We start from the raw sequence: 20,379 nt of genomic DNA, 5'->3' as shown, positions 1-20,379 counted from the left end.
GGGTGGTAGACCTCAACTCGTTCGAGTCCATCGCCATCGGCCTCGCCTCGCCGGAGCAGATCCGCGAGTGGTCCCATGGCGAGGTGAAGAAGCCGGAGACCATCAACTACCGGACGCTGAAGCCGGAGCGGGACGGGCTCTTCTGCGAGAAGATCTTCGGGCCGACCAAGGACTGGGAGTGCCACTGCGGCAAGTACAAGCGGGTCCGCTACAAGGGCATCGTCTGCGACCGCTGTGGCGTCGAGGTGACGCGCTCCAAGGTCCGGCGCGAGCGCATGGGCCACATCGAGCTGGCGGCGCCCGTTTCGCACATCTGGTACTTCAAGGGCATCCCCAGCCGTATGGGCCTCATGCTGGACATGTCGCCCCGCCAGCTGGAGAAGGTCCTCTACTTCGCCAACTACATCGTCATCGACCCCGGCGAGACGGGGCTGATGGAGAAGCAGCTGCTCACCGAGAACGAGTACCGGGAGGCGCGGGAGCGATACGGGAACGCCTTCCGGGCCGGCATGGGCGCCGAGGCGATCAAGGAGCTCCTGCAGAAGATCGACCTCGACGAGCTGGCCGAGGAGCTGCGCGAGGAGAGCCGCTCCAGCTCCGGGCAGCGGCGCGTGCGCGCCATCCGCCGGCTGGAGGTGGTGGAGGCATTCCGCCAGTCGGGCAACCGGCCGGAGTGGATGATCCTGGACGTGATCCCGGTCATCCCGCCCGACCTGCGGCCGATGGTGCAGCTGGACGGCGGCCGCTTCGCCACCTCCGACCTGAACGACCTCTACCGCCGCGTGATCAACCGGAACAACCGCCTGAAGCGGCTCCTCGAACTGGGCGCGCCCGACATCATCGTGCGCAACGAAAAGCGCATGCTCCAGGAGGCCGTCGACGCCCTCATCGACAACGGGCGCCGCGGCCGCCCCGTGACGGGGCCGGGCAACCGGCCGCTCAAGTCGCTGAGCGACATGCTCAAGGGGAAGCAGGGCCGCTTCCGCCAGAACCTGCTGGGCAAGCGCGTCGACTACTCCGGCCGCTCGGTCATCGTGGTCGGGCCGACGCTGCGCATGAACCAGTGCGGCCTGCCCAAGGAGATGGCGCTGGAGCTCTTCAAGCCCTTCGTCATGAAGCGGCTGGTGGAGCTGGGCTACGCGCACAACATCAAGAACGCCAAGCGCATGGTGGAGCGCGCCCGCGACGAGGTCTGGGACGTCCTCGAGGAAGTGATCAAGGAGCACCCCGTCCTCCTCAACCGGGCGCCGACGCTCCACCGGCTGGGTATCCAGGCCTTCGAGCCGGTGCTGGTGGAGGGGCGGGCCATCCAGATCCACCCGCTGGTCTGCACGGCCTACAACGCCGACTTCGACGGCGACCAGATGGCCGTCCACGTGCCGCTCTCCGCCGAAGGCCAGGCCGAGGCGCGGGTGCTCATGATGGCCGCCGACCACATCCTCAGCCCCAAGGACGGCAGCCCGGTGGTGACGCCGACGCTGGACATGGTCCTGGGCTCTTACTACCTCACCTTCGACCACGAGGGAGCCCGGGGCGAGGGACGCGCCTTCGCCTCGCGCGAAGAGGCCATCATGGCCTACGAGCTGGGCGAGGTCGACCTGCACGCGCGGGTCCAGGTGCGCCTGGACGGGCGCCGGCTGACCACCACCGTGGGGCGGCTGATTTTCAACGAGAAGCTGCCGGACTTCCTGGGCTTCGTCAACGAGACGGTCGACAAAGGGCGGCTGGGCCAGCTGGTCGGCGAGTGCTTCCGCAAGGGCGGCACCACGGCCACCACCACCATGCTGGACGGCATCAAGGAGCTGGGCTACCGCTTCGCGACGCGGGCCGGTGCCACCATCTCCATGTCGGACCTGACCGTGCCGGCCGACAAGGAGGAGGTGCTGGCGCGCGCGGACGCCGAGGTGGACGCCATCGAGCGCCAGTACCGGCGGGGCTTCCTGACCAACGAGGAGCGATACCAGCGGGTGATCGACGTCTGGACGCGCGCCAAGGACGAGATCACGGAGAACGTGATGAAGGCGCTGGACCCCACCAACCCGGTGGCCATGATGGTCAACTCGGGCGCGCGAGGCAACGTGGCCCAGCTCTCCCAGCTGGCCGGCATGCGCGGCCTGATGGCCGACCCGTCGGGGCGGACCATCGAGATCCCCGTCCGCTCCAACTTCCGCGAGGGGCTGACCGTGCTGGAGTACTTCACCTCCACCCACGGCGCCCGGAAGGGGCTGGCGGACACGGCGCTGCGCACCGCCGACTCGGGCTACCTGACGCGCCGGCTGGTGGACGTCAGCCAGGACGTCATCGTCCGCGAGGAGGACTGCGGCACCGACGACGGCATCGTGGTGCGCGAGGTGCGCGACGGGGGTGAGGAGATCGAGTCGCTCTTCGACCGCATCAACGGCCGCGTGGCGGCCGAGGACGTGGTCGCCCCTGGGAGTGGCGAGATCCTCTGCCGGCGCAACGAGATGATCAACGAGGAAGTGGCCCAGGCCATCGTCCAGGCCGGCATCGAGGCGGTCAAGGTCCGTTCGGTGCTCACCTGCCGCTCGCGACTCGGTGTCTGCGCCCGCTGCTACGGGCGCGATCTGGCGGCGCGCGGCCTGGTGGAGGTGGGCGAGGCGGTGGGCATCATCGCCGCCCAGTCCATCGGGGAGCCGGGGACGCAGCTGACCATGCGCACCTTCCACACGGGCGGCGTGGCCGGCGAGGACATCACCCAGGGTCTGCCGCGGGTGGAGGAGCTCTTCGAGGCCCGGCGCCCGCGCGGCCAGGCGGTGACCACGGAGCTGGAGGGCGTGGTCTCCATCTCCGAGGAAGCCAATCATCGCGCCGTACGGGTGACCGCCGACGACGGGCGCGTCCAGGAGTACCCGGTGCCCTACGGGGCACGCCTGCGGGTGGGCGAGGGCGACCGGGTGGAGGCGGGCGACCCCCTGACCGAGGGCCCCATCAATCCGCACGACATCCTGCGCGTCAAGGGCGTCAAGGGCGTCCAGGAGTACCTCTTGCAGGAGGTGCAGCGGGTCTACCGGCTGCAGGGCGTGGAGATCAACGACAAGCACATCGAGATCATCATCCGGCAGATGCTGCGCAAGGTGCGCGTCGACGACCCCGGCGACACCCGGCTTCTGCCGGGTGGCCTGGTGGACCAGTGGGAGGCCGAGGACGCCAACCGCGAGGCGGAGGCGGCCGGGCTGGAGCCGGCGCGGGTCAGCCCGGTGCTGCTGGGGATCACCAAGGCCTCGCTGGCGACGGACTCCTTCCTGTCGGCCGCCTCCTTCCAGGAGACGACGCGGGTGCTGACCGAGGCGGCCACCAAGGGGAAGCAGGACCACCTCGTCGGCCTGAAGGAGAACGTGATCCTGGGGAAGCTGATCCCCGCAGGTACCGGCCTTCCGACTTACCGCAGGCTGACCATCCGCGTGGAGGGCGAGCGTCCGACGGTGCCCGGAGCCGGCCCCTCGCTGGCGGAGGAGGTGCTGGGGCTTGCGGGCGACGGCCAAGCCCGCGGGAACGGCCTGGGCGAGGCCGCGCAGGCGGCCGGGGCGGCGCCCGCGGAGCGTTGACGGGCTTTTCCGGCCGGTGCTAGAATGCTAGCGCTTTGCCCGGCGCTCTGCGCCTGGAGAGTGGAGGGCGAGGCATGGGCCCGATGGCGGAAGCGGCTGGTGCCCGCCGCGTGGTGGGCACCAAGCAGACGCTGAAGGCGGTACAGCGGGGCCAGGCGCGCCTGGTCTGCGTGGCGCGCGACGCCGAGCGCAGGGTGATCGAGCCGCTGCTCAAGCTGTGCGAAGAAAACCACGTGGCCGTCAGCTGGTACGAGAGTATGATGGAGCTCGGCCGGGAGTGCGGGGTCGACGTGGGCACGGCGGCGGCGGCGATCCTCCGCGAAACGGGATGAGCGGTTCCGGAGGAGAGCCCGGTCCAGGATCGGGATCGGCGGTGGCCCGGAAGCTGCTTCCGGGCCACCTGAGCGCGTGAGAGGAGGTGCGGGATGCCCACCATCAACCAGCTGATCCGCGGCGGTCGTCAGCCGGTCGCCCAGAAGACTGCGGCGCCGGCGCTGCGCGGCAATCCGCAGAAGCGCGGCGTCTGCGTCCAGGTCCGGACCCAGACGCCCAAGAAGCCCAACTCCGCTCTGCGCAAGGTGGCCCGGGTACGGCTGACCAACGGCGTCGAGGTGACGGCCTACATCCCGGGCGAGGGGCACAACCTCCAGGAGCACTCGGTGGTCCTGGTCCGCGGCGGGCGCGTCAAGGATCTCCCCGGGGTCCGCTACCATATCATCCGCGGCACGCTGGACGCGGCCGGGGTGGAGCGCCGGCGCCAGGGACGTTCCAAGTACGGCGCCAAGCGGCCCAAGAAGTAGTTCCCTGAGAGACGGGGCTGGGAGGAGGGGGCGCCAGGATGCCCAGACGCGGTCCCGTACCGCCACGAGAGGTGGCACCGGACCCGGTCTACGGGTCGGAGCTGGCGGCGCGCATGATTAACAAAATCATGCGGGACGGCAAGAAGTCGCTGGCCCAGAGAATCTTCTACGAGGCGCTGGAGCGGATCCGCGAGCGGACCGGGCGGGAGCCGCTGGAAGTCTTCGAACAGGCGGTCCGCAACGCCATGCCCGCCCTGGAGGTCCGCCCTCGGCGGGTCGGCGGCGCCACCTACCAGGTGCCGCTCGAGGTGCGGCCGGAGCGGCGGCGGTCGCTGGCGTTGCGCTGGCTCGTGCAGTACGCCCGGCAGCGGAACGAGCGCGGCATGGTGGAACGGCTGGCCGGCGAGATCCTGGATGCGGCCAACAACACCGGCGGCGCCGTGCGCCGGAAAGAGGAACTCCATCGCATGGCCGAGTCGAACCGGGCCTTCGCCCACTACCGCTGGTAGCGGCGTGTCCCGGGACCGAGGTGGCCCGCGGATTCCGGCCGGCGGGCTGCGGGGGAGATTTCGAGAGGGAAGGAGGGAACGTGATGCCTGAGATCCCGCTGGAGCGCGTGCGCAACATCGGTATCTCCGCGCATATCGACGCCGGCAAGACGACCACGACGGAGCGCATCCTGTTCTATACCGGCCGGGTCCACCGCATGGGCGAGGTCCACGAGGGTTCGGCCACCATGGACTGGATGCCGCAGGAGCAGGAGCGGGGCATCACCATTACCTCCGCGGCGACGACCTGCTTCTGGAAGGACCACCGGATCAACATCATCGACACGCCCGGGCACGTGGACTTCACCGTGGAGGTGGAGCGCGCGCTACGGGTGCTGGACGGCGTCATCGCCATCTTTGATGCCAAGAACGGTGTGGAGCCGCAGTCGGAGACCGTCTGGCGGCAGGCCGACCGTTACGGCGTTCCGCGCATCGCCTTCATCAACAAGATGGATTCCGTCGGCGCGGACTTCTACGGTTCGGTCCGCTCCATCCGCGAGCGGCTCGGCGCCAACCCGGTGCCGGTCCAGATCCCCATCGGGGCGGAGGAGAGCTTCGCCGGCGTGGTCGACCTGGTGCGCGGCAAGGCGATCTACTGGGTCGACGAGCTGGGCACGGTGATGGAGGAGCGGGAGATCCCCGAGGAACTCCGCTCGCGGGCGGAGGAGTGGCGGGAGAAGCTGGTCGAGGCGGCGGCCGAGCTGGATGACGACCTGATGATGAAGTACCTCGACGGCGAGGCCATCGCGCCCGAGGAGATCCGCGCGGCCCTCCGCAAGGGGACGCTGGAGCTGCGGGCTGTGCCCGTCCTCTGCGGCGCCGCCTACCGGAACAAGGGCGTGCAGACGCTCCTGGACGCGGTCCTGGAGTACCTGCCCTCGCCCCTGGACCTGCCGCCGGTCCACGGCGTCGACCCGCGCACCGGGGAGGAGATCGTGCGTCAGGTCTCCGACGAGGAGCCGCTGGCGGCGCTGGCCTTCAAGATCGCGGCCGACCCCTTCGTGGGCAAGCTCTGCTTCCTGCGCGTCTACTCCGGGCGGCTGAGCGCCGGCTCCTACGTGCTCAACGCCAACACCGGGAGGAAGGAGCGCATCGGCCGGCTCCTGCGCATGCACGCCAACCACCGCGAGGAGGTGGCCGAGGCCGGGGCCGGCGAGATCGTGGCGGCGGTGGGACTGAAGCAGACCAAGACCGGCGACACGCTCTGCCCCGAGGAGGCGCCCATCCGCCTCGAGGCCATGCAGTTCCCCGAGCCTGTCATCTCGGTGGCCATCGAACCGAAGACGCAGGCCGATCAGGACCGCATGGGCGAGGCGCTACAGCGCCTGGCCGACGAGGATCCCACCTTCCGCGTCGCCACGGATCCGGAGACCGGGCAGACCATCATCTCGGGTATGGGCGAGCTCCACCTGGAGATCATCGTCGACCGGCTGAAGCGGGAGTTCCACGTCCAGGCCAATGTGGGGCGGCCGCAGGTGGCCTACCGTGAGACCATCCGCCGCAGCGCGCGGGCCCAGGGCCGCTTCGTCCGACAGACGGGTGGCCACGGTCAGTACGGCGACGTCTGGCTGGAGATCGAGCCGCTGGAGGCGGGCAAGGGCTTCGAATTCGTCGACAAGATCGTCGGCGGGGTGGTTCCCAAGGAGTTCATCCCGGCCGTGGAGGCCGGCGTGCGCGAGGCGATGCAGAATGGCGTGGTGGCCGGCTACCCCATGGTGGACGTGCGGGCCACGCTCTTCGACGGCTCCTACCACGAGGTGGACTCGTCGGACATGGCCTTCAAGATCGCAGGGTCCATGGCCTTCCGCAACGCGGCGCAGCAGGCCGACCCCGTGCTCCTGGAGCCGGTGATGAAGGTCGAGGTGGTGGTACCCGAGGAGTACATGGGCGACGTGATCGGCGACATCAACGCGCGCAGGGGCAGGATCGAGGGCATGGAGCCGCGCGGCAACGCCCAGGTGATCCGCGCCTTCGTGCCCCTGGCGGAGATGTTCGGTTACGCCACCGACCTGCGTTCCAAGACGCAGGGGCGGGGCACGTACACCATGCAGTTCGACCATTACGAGGAAGTGCCGCGCAACCTCGCGGACGAGGTGATCCACCACCGCGCCCAGGCCCAGAAGGCTTGAGGCTGTCGGCAGGCCGGGCGAGTGCCCGGGAGGACTGAAGCGGGGAGGGTGAACGAGCGATGGCCAAGCAGAAGTTCGAGCGCACCAAGCCGCACGTGAACATCGGCACCATCGGCCACGTCGACCACGGCAAGACGACGTTGACCGCGGCGATCACGCTGGTGCTCTCCAAGCGCGGATGGGCGCAGTACACGCCTTACGAGCAGATCGACAAGGCGCCGGAGGAGCGGGCCCGCGGCATCACCATCAACACCATGCACGTCGAGTACGAGACGGAGCACCGCCATTACGCCCACGTCGACTGCCCGGGCCATGCCGACTACATCAAGAACATGATCACCGGCGCGGCGCAGATGGACGGCTCCATCCTGGTGGTGAGCGCCGCCGACGGGCCCATGCCGCAGACGCGCGAGCACATCCTTCTCGCCCGCCAGGTAGGCGTGCCGGCCATGGTTGTCTTCCTGAACAAGGCGGACATGGTGGACGATCCGGAGCTCCTCGAGCTGGTGGAGCTGGAGGTGCGCGAGCTTCTCTCCAAGTACGAGTTCCCCGGCGACGAGGTGCCCATCGTCACCGGCTCGGCGCTCAAGGCGCTGGAGTGCGGCTGCGGGCAGCGCGAGTGCCAGTGGTGCGGCAAGATCTGGGAGCTCATGGACGCCGTCGACAGCTACATCCCGACGCCCGAGCGCGACGTCGACAAGCCCTTCCTGATGCCCATCGAGGACGTCTTCACCATCACCGGCCGCGGCACGGTGACCACGGGGCGCGTGGAGCGTGGCACGGTCAAGGTCGGCGACGAGGTGGAGATCGTCGGCCTGGCGGACCGTCCGCGGCGGACCGTGGTGACGGGCGTGGAGATGTTCCGGAAGCTGCTCGACCAGGCGGTCGCCGGCGACAACATCGGCACCCTGCTGCGCGGCGTCGACAAGAAGGATGTGGAGCGCGGCCAGGTGCTGGCCAAGCCCGGCTCCATCCACCCGCACCGCAAGTTCAGCGCCCAGGTCTACGTCCTGACCAAGGAAGAGGGCGGGCGCCACACCCCCTTCTTCAACGGCTACCGGCCGCAGTTCTACTTCCGGACCACCGACGTCACCGGCACCATCACGCTGCCCGAGGGGACGGAGATGGTCATGCCGGGTGACAACATCACCATGTCGGTCGAGCTGATCGAGCCCATCGCCATCGAGGAGGGGCTCCGCTTCGCCATCCGCGAGGGCGGTCACACGGTCGGCGCCGGCGTGGTGACCAAGATCGAGGACTAGGAGGGATCCGATGGCTCGCCAGAAGATCCGGATCCGGTTGCGGGGCTTCGACCACGCGGTCCTGGACCAGTCGGCGGGGCAGATCGTGGAGACGGCCAAGCGGACCGGCGCGGAGGTGGCGGGCCCGGTCCCGCTTCCCACGGAGCGCGCGGTCTACACCGTCCTGGTGGCGCCCAACGGCGAGAAGGACATCCGGGAGCAATTCGAGATGCGGACGCACAAGCGCCTCATCGACATCCTGGACCCGACGCCGCGCACCGTGGACGCGCTGATGCGCCTCGACCTGCCGGCCGGCGTGGACATCGAGATCAAGCTGTAGCCGGCGCCGGCCCGGCGCGGGGCGGAGGTGAAGGGTTTGGCCAAGGCGATTCTGGGCAGGAAACTGGGGATCACGCAGCTCTTCGACGAAGAGGGCCGCCTGCTCCCCGTCACCGCCATCGAGGCGGGTCCCTGCCGCGTGGTCCAGGTCAAGACGCCCGAGCGCGACGGCTACGCCGCCGTCCAGCTCGGCTTCGGCAGCGTCAAGCCGAGACGGGTGAAGAAGCCGATGGCGGGGCACTTCGCCCGCCACGGCGTCGAGCCCGTCCGCTGGCTGCGCGAGGTCCGCGTGGAGGAGCCCGGCGCCTTCTCCAGCGGCCAGGAGGTGACGGTGGCGCTCTTCAACCGCGGCGACCGGGTGGACGTGACCGGAATCAGCAAGGGCAAGGGCTTCCAGGGCGTCATCAAGCGCCACGGTTTCCGGCGCGGCCCCATGTCGCATGGTTCGAAGTATCACCGGCGCGTCGGCTCCCTGGGCGCCTCGACCTACCCGGCGCGCGTCTTCAAGGGCCGGGGAATGCCCGGGCATATGGGGGCGCGGCGCGCGACGGTGCAGAACCTGGAGGTCGTGCGCGTCGAACCGGAGCGGAACCTCCTGCTCGTCAAGGGCAGCGTGCCTGGCGCCAAGGGCGCGCTTCTACTCATCCGCTCCACGAACAAGATGATCCCGGCGCGGGCGTGAGCGGCGGCGGAGCCGGCCCGCTCGGGCCGGCCGCCGGGAGTCCGGCCGGGCGCGAAAGGGGGGACGAGGGGTGCCCAGGGTTCCTGTCTACAACATGCAGGGCGAACAGACCGGGGAGATGGAGCTGCCGGAGTCGGTCTTCGGCGTGGAGCCCAACGAGCCGCTGATGCACCAGGCGGTGGTCATGTACCTGGCCAACCGCCGGCAGGGGACGGCGGCCACGCGGACGCGTGGCATGGTCTCGGGCGGCGGGCGGAAGCCGTGGCGCCAGAAGCACACAGGTCGCGCGCGCCAGGGCAGCATCCGCGCCCCGCACTGGAAGGGCGGCGGCACGGTCTTCGGGCCCCAGCCCCGCTCCTACCGCTACGCCATCCCCCGCAAGGCGCGGCGCGCGGCGCTGCGCTCGGCGCTCTCCGCCAAGGTGCGTGACGGCCAGCTAAAGGTGGTGGAGGGGCTGGAGTTCAGCGAGCCCCGTACCCGCGAGATGCGGAGGCTTCTCGAGGCCATCGGGCTGGAGGGCGCGCTGGTGGTCACCTCCGACCTGAAGCCGAACGTCTACCTGTCGGCCCGGAACCTGCCGAAGGTGGCGACGGCCCCGGTCCAGGACCTGAACGCCTACGAGGTCCTGGCGCACAAGGCGCTCCTCTTCGAGAAGGCGGCCGTCGAGAGGGCCGGGGAGGTGCTGGCGGGGTGAGCGGACCGGCGCCGCAGGACGTCATCCTCCGGCCGGTGGTGACGGAGGAGAGCATGAAGGGGATCGACCAGGGCAGGTACGTCTTCCTGGTCGATCGGAGGGCGACGCGCACCGCGGTCAAACGCGCCGTGGAGGAGGCCTTCCACGTCAAGGTGGAGCGCGTCAACACGGTCATCCTGCCCGGCAAGCGGCGCCGCCAGCGCGGGGCGGAAGGCCGCACGCCCGACCGGAAGAAGGCCTACGTGGTCCTCAAGCCGGGCCAGAAGATCGACTTCTTCGAGGGGCTGCGCTGAGCCCGGAGAGCGGTCGGAGGAGGATGGGGCATGGGTGTTAGAAAGCTGAAGCCCACCTCGCCCGGGCGGCGGAATATGTCCGTCCTGGACTACAAGGCGGCGCTGACGGCCGAGGAGCCCGAGAAGTCGCTGGTGCGGGGAATCCGCAAGCGCGCCGGGCGGAACAACCAGGGCCGCATCACGGTCCGCCACCGCGGGGGTGGCCACAAGCGGCGCTACCGGCTGGTGGACTTCCGCCGCCGCAAGGACGGCGTGCCGGCGCGGGTGGTGGCCATCGAATACGACCCGAACCGGACCGCGCACATCGCCCGCCTCCAGTACGCGGACGGCGAGAAGGCGTACATCCTGGCGCCGGAGGGCGTCCGGGTGGGCGACACCCTCCTCTCCGGCGAGGACGTGGACATCCGCCCGGGCAACACGCTGCCTCTCCGCCGCATCCCGACCGGGACACTGGTCCACAACGTGGAGCTCTACCCGGGGCGCGGCGGGCAGATGGTGCGAGCGGCGGGCACGGTAGCGCAGGTCGTCGCCAAGGAGGGGAAGTACGCCACGCTGCGGCTTCCTTCGGGCGAGATGCGCATGGTGCTCCAGGAGTGCCGCGCCACCGTGGGCCAGGTGGGCAACGTCGATCACGAGAACGTCCGCATCGGCAAGGCCGGCCGGGCGCGCTGGCTGGGAAGGCGGCCGGAGGTGCGCGGTTCGGTGATGAACCCGGTCGACCACCCGCACGGCGGCGGCGAGGGAAGGGCCCCCATCGGCCGGAAGCATCCGGTGACCCCCTGGGGCAAGCCCGCCCTCGGACACAAGACGCGCAAGCGGGGCAAGAAGTCCGACCGGCTGATCGTCCGGCGCCGCAAGGCCTGAGGCGGCGGCCGGGGGAGAGGTGGTCTGCGCCTTGGGTCGTTCGCTGAAGAAGGGTCCGTTCGTCGACCCGAAACTGATGGAGAAGGTGGAGGCGGTGCGCCGCAGCGGCGAGCGCCGCGTGATCCGGACTTGGTCGCGCGCCTCGACCATCGTGCCGGAGATGGTCGGCCTGACCATCGCGGTCCATGACGGCAGGAAGCATGTCCCCGTCTACGTGACCGAGGAGATGGTGGGACACCGCCTGGGCGAGTTCGCCCCCACGCGGACGTACCGCGGGCACGGCCATCCGACGGAGCGGTCCATCGCCCTCAAGTGAGAGCGGGGCAAGGAGGGGACGGTATGGCATCGGCCGGCGAGCGGTCGACGGAAGAGCCGGTGCGCGAGGCGCGGGCGGTGGCACGCTACGTCCGCATCGCCCCGCGCAAGGCGAGGATCGTGATCGATCTGGTGCGCGGCAAGTCGGTGCGGGAGGCGCGGACCATGCTGCGCTTCGTGCCGAAGCGGGCGTCCAAGATCGTCGACAAGGTGATCCGTTCGGCCGCGGCCAACGCCGCGCACAACCACGAGATGGACGAGGAGCGCCTCTACATCTACCGGGCCTACGTGGACGGCGGCCCGATGATGAAGCGCATCCATCCGCGGGCGCGCGGCCAGGCCTTCCCCATCCTCAAGCGCACGAGCCACATCACGGTGGTGCTGCGCGAACGAGGGGAGGCGTGAGCGGATGGGACAGAAGGTTCACCCGAAGGGTCTGCGCATCGGCATCATCCGGGACTGGGAGTCCCGCTGGTACGCGCGGCGCGACTTCGCCAGCCTCCTTCAGGAGGACATCGCGATCCGCCGCTACATCAAGAAGAAGCTGTACGACGCGGGCATCTCGCGGGTGGAGATCGAGCGGGCGGCCAGCCGCATCAAGATCGTCATCCACGCGGCCAAGCCCGGCATGGTCATCGGCCGGGGCGGCTCGGGCATCGAGCAGCTGCGCGGCGAGCTGGAGCGGATGACCCGCAAGCAGGTCTCCATCAACATCGCCGAGGTGAAGAACCCCGAGCTGGAGGCGCAGCTCCTGGCCGAGAGCGTGGCCACCCAGCTGGAGCGGCGCGTCTCCTTCCGCCGCGCCATCAAGCAGGCGGCCCAGAGGGCGATGCGCGCCGGGGCGAAGGGCGTCAAGGTGATGGTCTCGGGCCGCCTGGGCGGCTCGGAGATGTCCCGCACGGAGTGGACGGCCGAGGGCTCGGTGCCCCTGCACACCCTGCGCGTCGACGTCGACTACGGTTTCGCGGAGGCCTTCACCACCTACGGCCAGATCGGCGTCAAGGTCTGGATCAACCGCGGGCAGGCGGCGCCGCTGCATGCGGGGACGGGCGAGCGGGGCGGCTCCCAGCGGGCGGCCGCGGGGGGGTCGTGAGCCATGCTGATGCCCAAGCGTGTCAAGCATCGCAAGCAGCACCGGGGACGGATGAAGGGGCTCGCCAGCCGGGGCTCGGAGGTCCAGTACGGCGAGTACGGCCTGCAGGCGCTGGAGCCGGCCTGGATCTCCGACCGGCAGATCGAGGCCGCCCGCGTGGCCATCACGCGCTACATCCGGCGCGGCGGGCGCGTCTGGATCAAGATCTTCCCCGACAAGCCGTACACCAAGAAGCCCGCCGAGACGCGCATGGGCAGCGGCAAGGGCAACCCCGAGTACTGGGTGGCTGTCGTCCATCCGGGCCGGGTGCTCTTCGAGCTGGCCGGCGTCCCGGAGGCGGTGGCGCAGGAGGCGCTGCGGCTGGCCTCCCACAAGCTGCCCATCAAGACCCGCTTCGTCAGGCGCAGCGAGGTTGGAGGTGGAGCGGGTGAAGGCTAGGGAACTGGCCGAGCTGAGCGACGCCGAGCTGGAGAAGCAGATCCGCGACCTGAAATCGGAACTGTTTAACCTCCACTTCCAGCACGCCACGGGCCAGCTGGAGAACCCGATGCGTCTCCGCCAGGTCCGGCGCGACATCGCTCGCGTCAAGACGGTGCTGCGCCAGCGGGAACTGGCCCGCGAACGCGGGGCCTAGGGGGGGACGGGTGTGGAAGAGGGTACGGCACGGAAGCGGCGCAAGGTGATGGTCGGCCGCGTGGTCAGCGACAAGATGGACAAGACCGTCGTGGTGGCGGTGGAGCGCATGGTCGCCGACCCCGTCTACGGCAAGACCGTCCGCCGCACGCGGCGCTTCAAGGCCCATGACGAGGAGAACCGCTGTCGCGTGGGCGACCGGGTGCGCCTGATGGAGACGCGGCCGCTCTCCAAGGAGAAGCGCTGGCGGGTGGTCGAGATCCTCTCCAGGAAGGAGGAGGCGCAGTCGTGATCCGCACGCTGACGCGCCTCCGCGTGGCGGACAACACCGGCGCCAAGGAGCTGCAGGTGATCCGCGTGCTGGGGGGGCCGAACCGGCGCTATGCGCACGTGGGTGACACCGTCGTCTGCAGCGTCAAGGCGGCGGCGCCCAACGGCATGGTGAAAAAGGGCGACGTGGTGCGCGCGGTGGTGGTGCGGACGCGGCGACCGGTGCGGCGCGAGGACGGCTCGTACATCCGCTTCGACGACAACGCCGCCGTCATCCTGCGCGACGCGCGCGAGCCGCGAGGTACGCGCATCTTCGGCCCCGTGGCCCGGGAGCTGCGCGAGAGGGAGTTCATGCGCATCATCAGCCTCGCCCCGGAGGTCTTGTGAGATGCCGGCCGGTGGGAAGGAAAGAGCGGTGAAGCCGAAGGTGCACCTGAGGAAGGGCGACACGGTCCAGATCCTCTCGGGCAAGGACGCCGGGCGGCGCGGCAAGGTGCTCCGCGTCCTCCCCGCCGCGCACCGGGTGGTGGTGGAGGGTGTCAACATCGCCAAGAAGCACCGGAAGCCGACACCCCAGGTGATGCAGGGCGGCATCATCGAACAGGAGAACCCGATCGACGCCTCCAACGCCATGGTCGTCTGCCCCAACTGCGACCGCCCGACCCGGGTCGGCCACCGGCTCCTGGACGACGGGCGCAAGGTCCGGGTCTGCAAGCGGTGCGGAGAGGTCGTCGACCGGTGAGGCGGCGGCCTGGGGAGGTGGAAAAGAGGCCGTGAATTCGCTCCGCGAGCGCTATCTGAAAGAGATCCGGCCGGGGCTTCAGCGGCGCTTCGGCTACCGGAACATCATGGAGGTCCCGCGCCTCGAGAAGATCGTCGTCAACATGGGCGTCGGTGCGGCCACACGCGACCCCAAGCTGCTGGACGGCGCAGTCCGTGACCTGGCCGCCATCACCGGACAGAAGCCGCTGGTCACCAAGGCACGGAAGTCGGTGGCGGCCTTCAAGGTGCGCACGGGCATGAGCATCGGCGCCAAGGTGACGCTGCGCGGCGAGCGGATGTACGATTTTCTGGAGAAACTGGTCAGCGTCGTCCTGCCTCGCGTGCGCGACTTCCACGGGGTCTCGCCCGACGCCTTCGACGGACGCGGCAACTATTCGCTCGGTCTCCGGGAGCAGTTGGTCTTCCCGGAGATCGAGTATGACAAGATCGACCAGATCCGCGGCATGGACATCACCCTGGTGACGACCGCGCGCACCGACGAGGAGGCCAAGGCCCTCCTCGAGGAGCTGGGCGTCCCCTTCCGTGCCGCCTAGAAGCGCGATCCGGAGGTGGAGCGATGGCCAGGAAGGCCATGATCGAGAAAGCGAAGCGGAAGCCGAAGTTTCCGGTGCGCGGGCGCAACCGCTGCGCCCGCTGCGGGCGGCCGCGCGGCTATATCGGCAAGTTCGGCCTCTGCCGCCTCTGCTTCCGCGAGCTCGCCCACCGCGGTGAGATCCCCGGGATTCGCAAGGCGAGCTGGTGAGGCAGGCGGGGAGAGGGGGGAAGCGTCCCTTGAGCATGACGGATCCCATCGCGGACATGCTGACGCGCATCCGTAACGCCAACACCGTCTACCGGGACCGGGTCGACATCCCCGGCTCCAAGATGAAGCGGGCGATCGCGGAGATCCTGAAGCGGAACGGCTTCATCCAGGACTACCAGTGGCTGGAGGAGGGCAAGAACAAGACCCTGCGGGTCTTCCTCCGCTACGGACCGGGGCGGCGGCGGGTGATCACCGGCCTGCGGCGCATCTCGCGGCCGGGCCTGCGGGTCTACGCCAGCCACGACCAGCTGCCGCGCGTCCTGGGCGGGCTCGGTGTCGCCATCATCTCCACGTCGCAGGGGATCATGACGGACCGGGAGGCGCGCCGCCTGGGCATCGGCGGCGAGGTCCTCTGCTACGTCTGGTAGGGGGGAACAGGGTGTCCCGTGTAGGAAAGCAGCCCATCCCGATCCCTGCCGGCGTGCAGGTGACGGTCGAGGGGCGGAAGGTGGTCGTCCGCGGACCGCGCGGCGAGCTGGAGCAGGAGCTGCCCGGCGCCCTGACGGCCAGCGTGGAGGACGGCCAGGTGGTCGTCCGGCGGCCCGACGACGAGCGGCGGAGCAAGGCGCTCCACGGCCTGACGCGGACGCTCATCGCCAACATGGTTCAGGGCGTCTCGCAGGGCTTCGAGCGGACGCTGGAGATCACCGGCACCGGCTACCGCGCCTCGGTCCAGGGCCGGCGGCTGGTGCTCGCCGTGGGCTACTCGCACCCCGTCGAGATCGATCCGCCCGAGGGCGTAACCATCGAGGCGCCCAACCCGACCACCATCGTCGTGCGCGGCGCCGACAAGCAGAAGGTCGGCCAGGTGGCGGCCGACATCCGCGCCGTGCGGAAGCCCGAACCCTATCTGGGCAAGGGCATCCACTACGCCGGCGAGCGGATCCGGCGGAAGGCCGGCAAGACGGGCAAGTAAGGCGGGCAGGGGGGATCGGGATGGCGTCGGATCGGCGCGAGGCGCGCCGCCGCAGGCACCTGCGCGTGCGCAAGAAGGTCTTCGGCACGCCGGAGCGGCCGCGGCTCAACGTCTTCCGCAGCTCCAAGCACATCTACGCGCAGGTCATCGACGACCGCGCGGGCCACACGCTGGTCGCCGCCTCCAGCATCGACCCGGAGCTGCGCGGTCAGCTGAAGAACGGCGCCACGGTGGAGGCGGCGCAGCGCGTGGGCGAGCTGGTGGCCCGGCGAGCGCTGGCGGCCGGCATCCGCAAGGTCAGCTTCGACCGCGGCGGCTACCTCTACCACGGGCGGGTCAAGGCGCTGGCCGAGGGCGCCCGGGCGGGCGGCCTCGAATTCTGAAACCGGAAAGGCAGGGAGGTGGGCGGATGGCGCGCTCCGAGGGGAACGCGGAAGGCGCGGAGCTCGAGGAACGGGTGGTGCGCATCAACCGGGTGGCCAAGGTGGTGAAGGGCGGCCGGCGCTTCCACTTCACCGCCCTCGTCGTCGTGGGCGACCGGAACGGCCGCGTGGGGGCAGGCACCGGGAAGGCGGCCGAGATCCCCGAGGCGATCCGTAAGGGCATTCAGGCGGCCAAGAAGAACCTCTTCCAGGTGCCGCGCCGCGGGACCACCATCACGCACGAGGCGCTGGGACACTTCGGGGCGGGCAAGGTGCTGATCCGCCCGGCGGCGCCCGGCACCGGGATCATCGCCGGGGGGGCGACCCGGGCGATCATGGAGCTGGCCGGCGTGAGCGACGTGCTCACCAAGTCGCTGGGCTCCTCCAATCCCAACAACGTGGTGCTGGCCACCATCGACGCGCTCCGCCAGCTGAAGGATCCGCAGGAAGTCGGGCGGCTGCGCGAGCGGAACGCGGAGCGGGCCGCCGGCTGAGGCCGGATGGCCCAGGGAGGTGAACCCATGGCGGGAATCCACGAACTCCACCCGGGCCAGAAGAGGAAGCCGCCCAAGCGCGTGGGTCGCGGCCCCGGCTCGGGACATGGCAAGACGTCGACGCGGGGGACCAAGGGGCAGAAGGCCCGGACGGGAGGCGCCAAGGGCGCCGGCTTCGAGGGCGGCCAGATGCCGCTGCAGCGGCGGCTGCCACGGCGCGGTTTCAACAACGCCCGCTTCCGGAAGGAGTATGCGACCGTCAACGTGGGCGCCCTCAACGTCTTCGAGGCGGGCAGCGAGGTGACGCCGGAGCTGCTGCGCCAGCGCCGCCTGGTCCGCAAGCTCCTGGACGGGGTGAAGATCCTGGGGGACGGCGAGCTGGAGCAGGCGCTCACCGTCCGTGCCCACGCCTTCAGCCAGACCGCGCGGGCCAAGATCGAGGCGGCCGGCGGCAAGGCTGAGGTGATCTAGGTGTCCATCGCCCAGACGCTGCGCCAGTCTTTCCGCCTGGCCGACCTGCGGCGGCGCATCCTCTTTACGGCCGCCATGCTGGTCGTCTTCCGGCTGGGGGCGCACATCCCCATCCCCGGCATCGACCCGACCAAGATCGAGCAGCTGCTGACGTCGGGAACGCTCTTCGGCTTTCTGGACGTGGTCTCGGGCGGCGCGCTGCGCAACCTCTCGATCTTCGCCATGTCCATCATCCCGTACATCAACGCGTCGATCATCCTCCAGCTGCTCACGCTGGTCATCCCGAGGCTGGAGGAGTGGGCGAAGGAGGGGGCCGAGGGCCAGCGCAAGATCGCGCAGTGGACGCGCTACGGGACGGCCATCCTGGGGCTGGTGCAGGCCACGGGCACGGCGGTGCTCCTCAGCCGCGAGGGAGCCTTCCTCCGCCCCGGCTTCGCCAGCGCCGCGGTGGCGGTGATCGGGCTGACCGCCGGGACCCTCTTCCTGATGTGGCTGGGGGAGCTGATCACGGACAGGGGCATCGGCAACGGCATCTCGTTGCTCATCTTCGCCGGGATCCTCTCCCGCCTGCCGGGAGGGGTGAACACCGTCTACCAGTATCTGCACGGCGGCGTGGCCAACATCTTCAACGTGATCGTGATGGTCGTCCTCGGGCTGGCGGTCATCGCGCTGGTGGTCGTCGTCCAGCAGGCGGCGCGGCGCATCCCGGTCCAGTACGCCAAGCGGGTGGTGGGCCGGCGGATGTACGGCGGCCAGGCCACCCACATCCCGCTGCGCGTCAACCAGGCGGGCGTCATCCCGGTGATCTTCGCCGCCGCGGTGCTCTCTTTGCCGGCGACGCTGGCCACCTTCTTCCCGGTCTTCACCGCCGTCAACAACTGGCTGATGGGCGGCATCTACCCGGTGCTCTACGCCCTCCTGATCATCGGCTTCACCTTCTTCTACACGGTGATCGTCTTCAATCCGGTGGACGTGGCCGACAACATCCGGAAGTACGGCGGCTTCATCCCGGGCATCCGGCCCGGCCGCCCCACAACCGACTATCTGACCCGGATCCTGAACCGGGTGACCTTCGCGGGCGCCATCTTCCTGGCGCTGGTGGCGGTGCTGCCCTTCTTCTTCGGGCGGCTGGTGGGCATTCCGAACCTGAATTTCGGCGGGACGGCCCTTCTCATCGTGGTGGGCGTCGCTCTGGAGAGCATGAAGCAGATCGAGTCCCAGATGCTGATGCGCCACTACGAAGGCTTCCTGCGCTAGGAGTGTGGGATCGGTGCAGCTGGTCTTCCTCGGCCCGCCCGGCGCGGGCAAGGGTACCCAGGCGGCCATCCTCGCCCGGGAGCTGGGTATCCCGCAGATCAGCACGGGCGACATGTTCCGGGCGGCCGTGCGCGACCAGACGCCGCTGGGCCGGGAGGCGCAGCGCTACATGGAGGCCGGCCAGCTGGTCCCCGACGAGGTGACCATCGGGATCGTGGAGGAGCGCCTGCGCGCGGACGACTGCCGCGAGGGCTTCATCCTGGACGGCTTCCCGCGCACGGTGGCCCAGGCCGAGGCGCTGGACCGGATCCTGGCGGCGGCGGGGCGCCCGCTGGAGCGGGCGGTGGAGTTCGTCATCGGCGAGGAAGAGGTGGTGCGCAGGTTGGCGGGGCGGCGGACCTGCCCGCGCTGCGGCGCGGTCTACAATGTCTATACGCAGCCGCCCCAGCGGGAGGGCCGTTGCGACCGCTGCGGCGAGCCGCTCGTCCAGCGGGAGGATGACCGCGAGGAGACCGTGCGGGCGCGCCTGGCCGTCTACCGGCGGCAGACCGCCCCCCTGGTCGACTTCTACGAGGCAGGCGGGCGCCTGGTGCGCATCGACGCCTCGCGGGCGCCCGGCGAGGTGACCGCCGCCCTGAAAGAGGCTCTGGGTCTGGCATGATCATCCTCAAGTCGCCGCGGGAGATCCGCCTGATGCGGGAAGCGGGCCGGATCGCGGCGCAGTGCCTGGTAGAGCTGGAGGAGCGGATCCGCCCGGGGGTGACGACCGGCGAGCTGGCCGCCTGGGCGGAGGAGTTCATCCGTTCGCACGGCGCCATACCCACCTTCATCGGCTATCATGGCTACCCGGCCGCCATCTGCACCTCCGTCAACGACGAGGTGGTCCACGGCATCCCCGGGCCGAGACGGCTGGAGGAGGGCGACATCCTCTCCGTCGACGTGGGCGCCACCTACGCGGGGTACGTGGGCGACCACGCGCGCACCTTCCCCGTGGGGCGGGTGAGCGCCGAGGCGGCCCGCCTGATCGAGGTGACGCGCGAGGCGCTGGAGCGCGGCATCGCGCGGGCCGTGGAGGGCGGCTTCCTGGGCGACATCGCGCACGCCGTCCAGGAGCATGTGGAGGCCAACGGCTACTCGGTGGTGCGCGAGTACGTGGGCCACGGCGTGGGGCGCGAGATGCACGAGGACCCGCAGGTGCCCAACTACGGTCCGGCCGGGAGGGGGCTGCGCCTCCGCGCGGGCCTGGTCATCGCCATCGAGCCCATGGTGAACGCAGGTGGCCATCGGGTATATACGATGCCGGACGGGTGGACGGTGCGCACGGCGGACGGCAGCCTCTCGGCGCACTTCGAGCATACGGTGGCCGTCACGCCGGACGGCCCCGAGGTGCTGACGCTGCCATAGGAGGGCGTATGGAGCGAGCCGACCTGCGCTTCAGCCCGGGGCAGCTGGTCATCTCCAGGGCGGGGCGCGACCGCGGAAGGGCCTACCTGGTGGTGGCCGTCGACACTCGCTGGGTCTGGGTGGCCGACGGGACGGTGCGGGACGTCCGCCGGCCCAAGAAGAAGAACCCGCGCCACCTCGCCCCCACCGGACGCGTGGCGGAGGAGCTGGCCCAGCTCCCCCCAGGCGCCCGCGAATGGTCCAACCGGCGCGTGCGGGAGGCCGTCGCCCGCCTGCTCGGCGACGGCGCGGTGCCGAAGGGGGCGGCGCCGGATCCCCCCGGGGCGACCTGAGGAGGGGACGGCGGCGAGGCGGGGATGAAAG

Annotated in this window: 30 protein-coding genes; all 30 read left to right on the top strand. The window is 70.2% G+C overall.

Annotation, left to right across the window (positions count from 1 at the left end; translation table 11 throughout):
• The first annotated feature begins 2 nt into the window (after positions 1 to 2).
• Positions 3 to 3,566, top strand: a complete 3,564-nt coding sequence (gene rpoC / locus K6U79_02685; GenBank protein ID MCL6521267.1) for a DNA-directed RNA polymerase subunit beta' — start codon at positions 3 to 5, stop codon at positions 3,564 to 3,566.
• A 74-nt stretch (positions 3,567 to 3,640) separates the two neighbouring features.
• On the top strand, positions 3,641 to 3,898 hold the full coding sequence (locus K6U79_02680) for a ribosomal L7Ae/L30e/S12e/Gadd45 family protein (GenBank protein MCL6521266.1): 258 nt from the start codon (positions 3,641 to 3,643) through the stop codon (positions 3,896 to 3,898).
• A gap of 93 nt (positions 3,899 to 3,991) precedes the next feature.
• Positions 3,992 to 4,366 (top strand): 30S ribosomal protein S12, encoded by a 375-nt coding sequence (gene rpsL / locus K6U79_02675; GenBank protein MCL6521265.1) that lies wholly within the window; start codon positions 3,992 to 3,994, stop codon positions 4,364 to 4,366.
• Positions 4,367 to 4,404: 38 nt separating this feature from the next.
• Positions 4,405 to 4,875 (top strand): 30S ribosomal protein S7, encoded by a 471-nt coding sequence (gene rpsG, locus K6U79_02670; protein ID MCL6521264.1) that lies wholly within the window; start codon positions 4,405 to 4,407, stop codon positions 4,873 to 4,875.
• Positions 4,876 to 4,958: 83 nt separating this feature from the next.
• Positions 4,959 to 7,043 (top strand): elongation factor G, encoded by a 2,085-nt coding sequence (fusA, locus tag K6U79_02665; GenBank protein MCL6521263.1) that lies wholly within the window; start codon positions 4,959 to 4,961, stop codon positions 7,041 to 7,043.
• Between the two features lie 59 nt (positions 7,044 to 7,102).
• Positions 7,103 to 8,305 carry an elongation factor Tu gene (tuf, locus tag K6U79_02660; GenBank protein ID MCL6521262.1) on the top strand — a complete coding sequence of 401 codons (1,203 nt, stop codon included), beginning with the start codon at positions 7,103 to 7,105 and terminating at the stop codon, positions 8,303 to 8,305.
• A 10-nt stretch (positions 8,306 to 8,315) separates the two neighbouring features.
• On the top strand, positions 8,316 to 8,624 hold the full coding sequence (gene rpsJ / locus K6U79_02655) for a 30S ribosomal protein S10 (GenBank protein MCL6521261.1): 309 nt from the start codon (positions 8,316 to 8,318) through the stop codon (positions 8,622 to 8,624).
• 36 nt (positions 8,625 to 8,660) lie between these two features.
• Entirely contained in the window at positions 8,661 to 9,305 is a 645-nt protein-coding gene (gene rplC, locus K6U79_02650; protein MCL6521260.1) for a 50S ribosomal protein L3, read from the top strand.
• A gap of 70 nt (positions 9,306 to 9,375) precedes the next feature.
• Positions 9,376 to 9,999 carry a 50S ribosomal protein L4 gene (gene rplD, locus K6U79_02645; protein ID MCL6521259.1) on the top strand — a complete coding sequence of 208 codons (624 nt, stop codon included), beginning with the start codon at positions 9,376 to 9,378 and terminating at the stop codon, positions 9,997 to 9,999.
• 53 nt (positions 10,000 to 10,052) lie between these two features.
• Complete coding sequence (gene rplW, locus K6U79_02640; protein ID MCL6521258.1) at positions 10,053 to 10,292, top strand: 50S ribosomal protein L23; 240 nt, start codon at positions 10,053 to 10,055, stop codon at positions 10,290 to 10,292.
• A gap of 30 nt (positions 10,293 to 10,322) precedes the next feature.
• Entirely contained in the window at positions 10,323 to 11,156 is an 834-nt protein-coding gene (gene rplB, locus K6U79_02635; protein ID MCL6521257.1) for a 50S ribosomal protein L2, read from the top strand.
• A gap of 31 nt (positions 11,157 to 11,187) precedes the next feature.
• A complete protein-coding gene (rpsS, locus tag K6U79_02630) occupies positions 11,188 to 11,472 on the top strand; it encodes a 30S ribosomal protein S19 (protein ID MCL6521256.1) in 285 nt (94 codons plus the stop codon).
• A gap of 23 nt (positions 11,473 to 11,495) precedes the next feature.
• Positions 11,496 to 11,876 carry a 50S ribosomal protein L22 gene (gene rplV / locus K6U79_02625; GenBank protein ID MCL6521255.1) on the top strand — a complete coding sequence of 127 codons (381 nt, stop codon included), beginning with the start codon at positions 11,496 to 11,498 and terminating at the stop codon, positions 11,874 to 11,876.
• A gap of 4 nt (positions 11,877 to 11,880) precedes the next feature.
• Positions 11,881 to 12,564, top strand: coding sequence for a 30S ribosomal protein S3 (gene rpsC / locus K6U79_02620; GenBank protein MCL6521254.1), 684 nt, complete (start codon positions 11,881 to 11,883; stop codon positions 12,562 to 12,564).
• A 3-nt stretch (positions 12,565 to 12,567) separates the two neighbouring features.
• Positions 12,568 to 13,002 (top strand): 50S ribosomal protein L16, encoded by a 435-nt coding sequence (gene rplP, locus K6U79_02615; GenBank protein MCL6521253.1) that lies wholly within the window; start codon positions 12,568 to 12,570, stop codon positions 13,000 to 13,002.
• Complete coding sequence (gene rpmC / locus K6U79_02610) at positions 12,992 to 13,198, top strand: 50S ribosomal protein L29 (GenBank protein ID MCL6521252.1); 207 nt, start codon at positions 12,992 to 12,994, stop codon at positions 13,196 to 13,198. The genes rplP and rpmC overlap by 11 nt, the downstream gene beginning before the upstream one ends.
• 48 nt (positions 13,199 to 13,246) lie before the next feature.
• Positions 13,247 to 13,489, top strand: a complete 243-nt coding sequence (gene rpsQ, locus K6U79_02605; protein MCL6521251.1) for a 30S ribosomal protein S17 — start codon at positions 13,247 to 13,249, stop codon at positions 13,487 to 13,489.
• The gene (gene rplN / locus K6U79_02600; protein ID MCL6521250.1) at positions 13,486 to 13,854 is read left to right on the top strand and encodes a 50S ribosomal protein L14; all 369 of its coding nucleotides are present in this window, start codon (positions 13,486 to 13,488) and stop codon (positions 13,852 to 13,854) included. The genes rpsQ and rplN overlap by 4 nt, the downstream gene beginning before the upstream one ends.
• Position 13,855: 1 nt before the next feature.
• Positions 13,856 to 14,209, top strand: a complete 354-nt coding sequence (gene rplX / locus K6U79_02595) for a 50S ribosomal protein L24 (protein MCL6521249.1) — start codon at positions 13,856 to 13,858, stop codon at positions 14,207 to 14,209.
• A gap of 31 nt (positions 14,210 to 14,240) precedes the next feature.
• Positions 14,241 to 14,783, top strand: coding sequence for a 50S ribosomal protein L5 (gene rplE / locus K6U79_02590; GenBank protein MCL6521248.1), 543 nt, complete (start codon positions 14,241 to 14,243; stop codon positions 14,781 to 14,783).
• Positions 14,784 to 14,806: 23 nt separating this feature from the next.
• Positions 14,807 to 14,992, top strand: coding sequence for a type Z 30S ribosomal protein S14 (locus K6U79_02585; GenBank protein ID MCL6521247.1), 186 nt, complete (start codon positions 14,807 to 14,809; stop codon positions 14,990 to 14,992).
• Between the two features lie 29 nt (positions 14,993 to 15,021).
• Positions 15,022 to 15,420 (top strand): 30S ribosomal protein S8, encoded by a 399-nt coding sequence (gene rpsH, locus K6U79_02580; protein ID MCL6521246.1) that lies wholly within the window; start codon positions 15,022 to 15,024, stop codon positions 15,418 to 15,420.
• A gap of 11 nt (positions 15,421 to 15,431) precedes the next feature.
• Positions 15,432 to 15,968 (top strand): 50S ribosomal protein L6, encoded by a 537-nt coding sequence (gene rplF / locus K6U79_02575; GenBank protein ID MCL6521245.1) that lies wholly within the window; start codon positions 15,432 to 15,434, stop codon positions 15,966 to 15,968.
• A gap of 14 nt (positions 15,969 to 15,982) precedes the next feature.
• The gene (gene rplR / locus K6U79_02570) at positions 15,983 to 16,351 is read left to right on the top strand and encodes a 50S ribosomal protein L18 (GenBank protein ID MCL6521244.1); all 369 of its coding nucleotides are present in this window, start codon (positions 15,983 to 15,985) and stop codon (positions 16,349 to 16,351) included.
• A gap of 26 nt (positions 16,352 to 16,377) precedes the next feature.
• A complete protein-coding gene (rpsE, locus tag K6U79_02565; GenBank protein ID MCL6521243.1) occupies positions 16,378 to 16,884 on the top strand; it encodes a 30S ribosomal protein S5 in 507 nt (168 codons plus the stop codon).
• 27 nt (positions 16,885 to 16,911) lie between these two features.
• Entirely contained in the window at positions 16,912 to 17,355 is a 444-nt protein-coding gene (gene rplO / locus K6U79_02560; GenBank protein MCL6521242.1) for a 50S ribosomal protein L15, read from the top strand.
• Between the two features lie 6 nt (positions 17,356 to 17,361).
• Positions 17,362 to 18,612 (top strand): preprotein translocase subunit SecY, encoded by a 1,251-nt coding sequence (gene secY / locus K6U79_02555; protein ID MCL6521241.1) that lies wholly within the window; start codon positions 17,362 to 17,364, stop codon positions 18,610 to 18,612.
• 13 nt (positions 18,613 to 18,625) lie between these two features.
• Entirely contained in the window at positions 18,626 to 19,273 is a 648-nt protein-coding gene (locus tag K6U79_02550; protein ID MCL6521240.1) for an adenylate kinase, read from the top strand.
• A complete protein-coding gene (map, locus tag K6U79_02545) occupies positions 19,270 to 20,016 on the top strand; it encodes a type I methionyl aminopeptidase (GenBank protein MCL6521239.1) in 747 nt (248 codons plus the stop codon). Before K6U79_02550 ends, map begins: the two co-directional genes overlap by 4 nt.
• Positions 20,017 to 20,024: 8 nt before the next feature.
• Positions 20,025 to 20,348: a KOW domain-containing RNA-binding protein gene (locus K6U79_02540; GenBank protein MCL6521238.1), complete on the top strand. Its 324-nt coding sequence runs from the start codon at positions 20,025 to 20,027 to the stop codon at positions 20,346 to 20,348.
• The last annotated feature ends 31 nt before the right edge of the window (positions 20,349 to 20,379 follow it).

The organism is Bacillota bacterium, from assembly GCA_023511835.1.
Taxonomy (GTDB): Bacteria; Bacillota; Sulfobacillia; order JAIMAT01; family JAIMAT01; genus JAIMAT01.
This window is presented reverse-complemented; position numbering and strand designations above follow the sequence as displayed.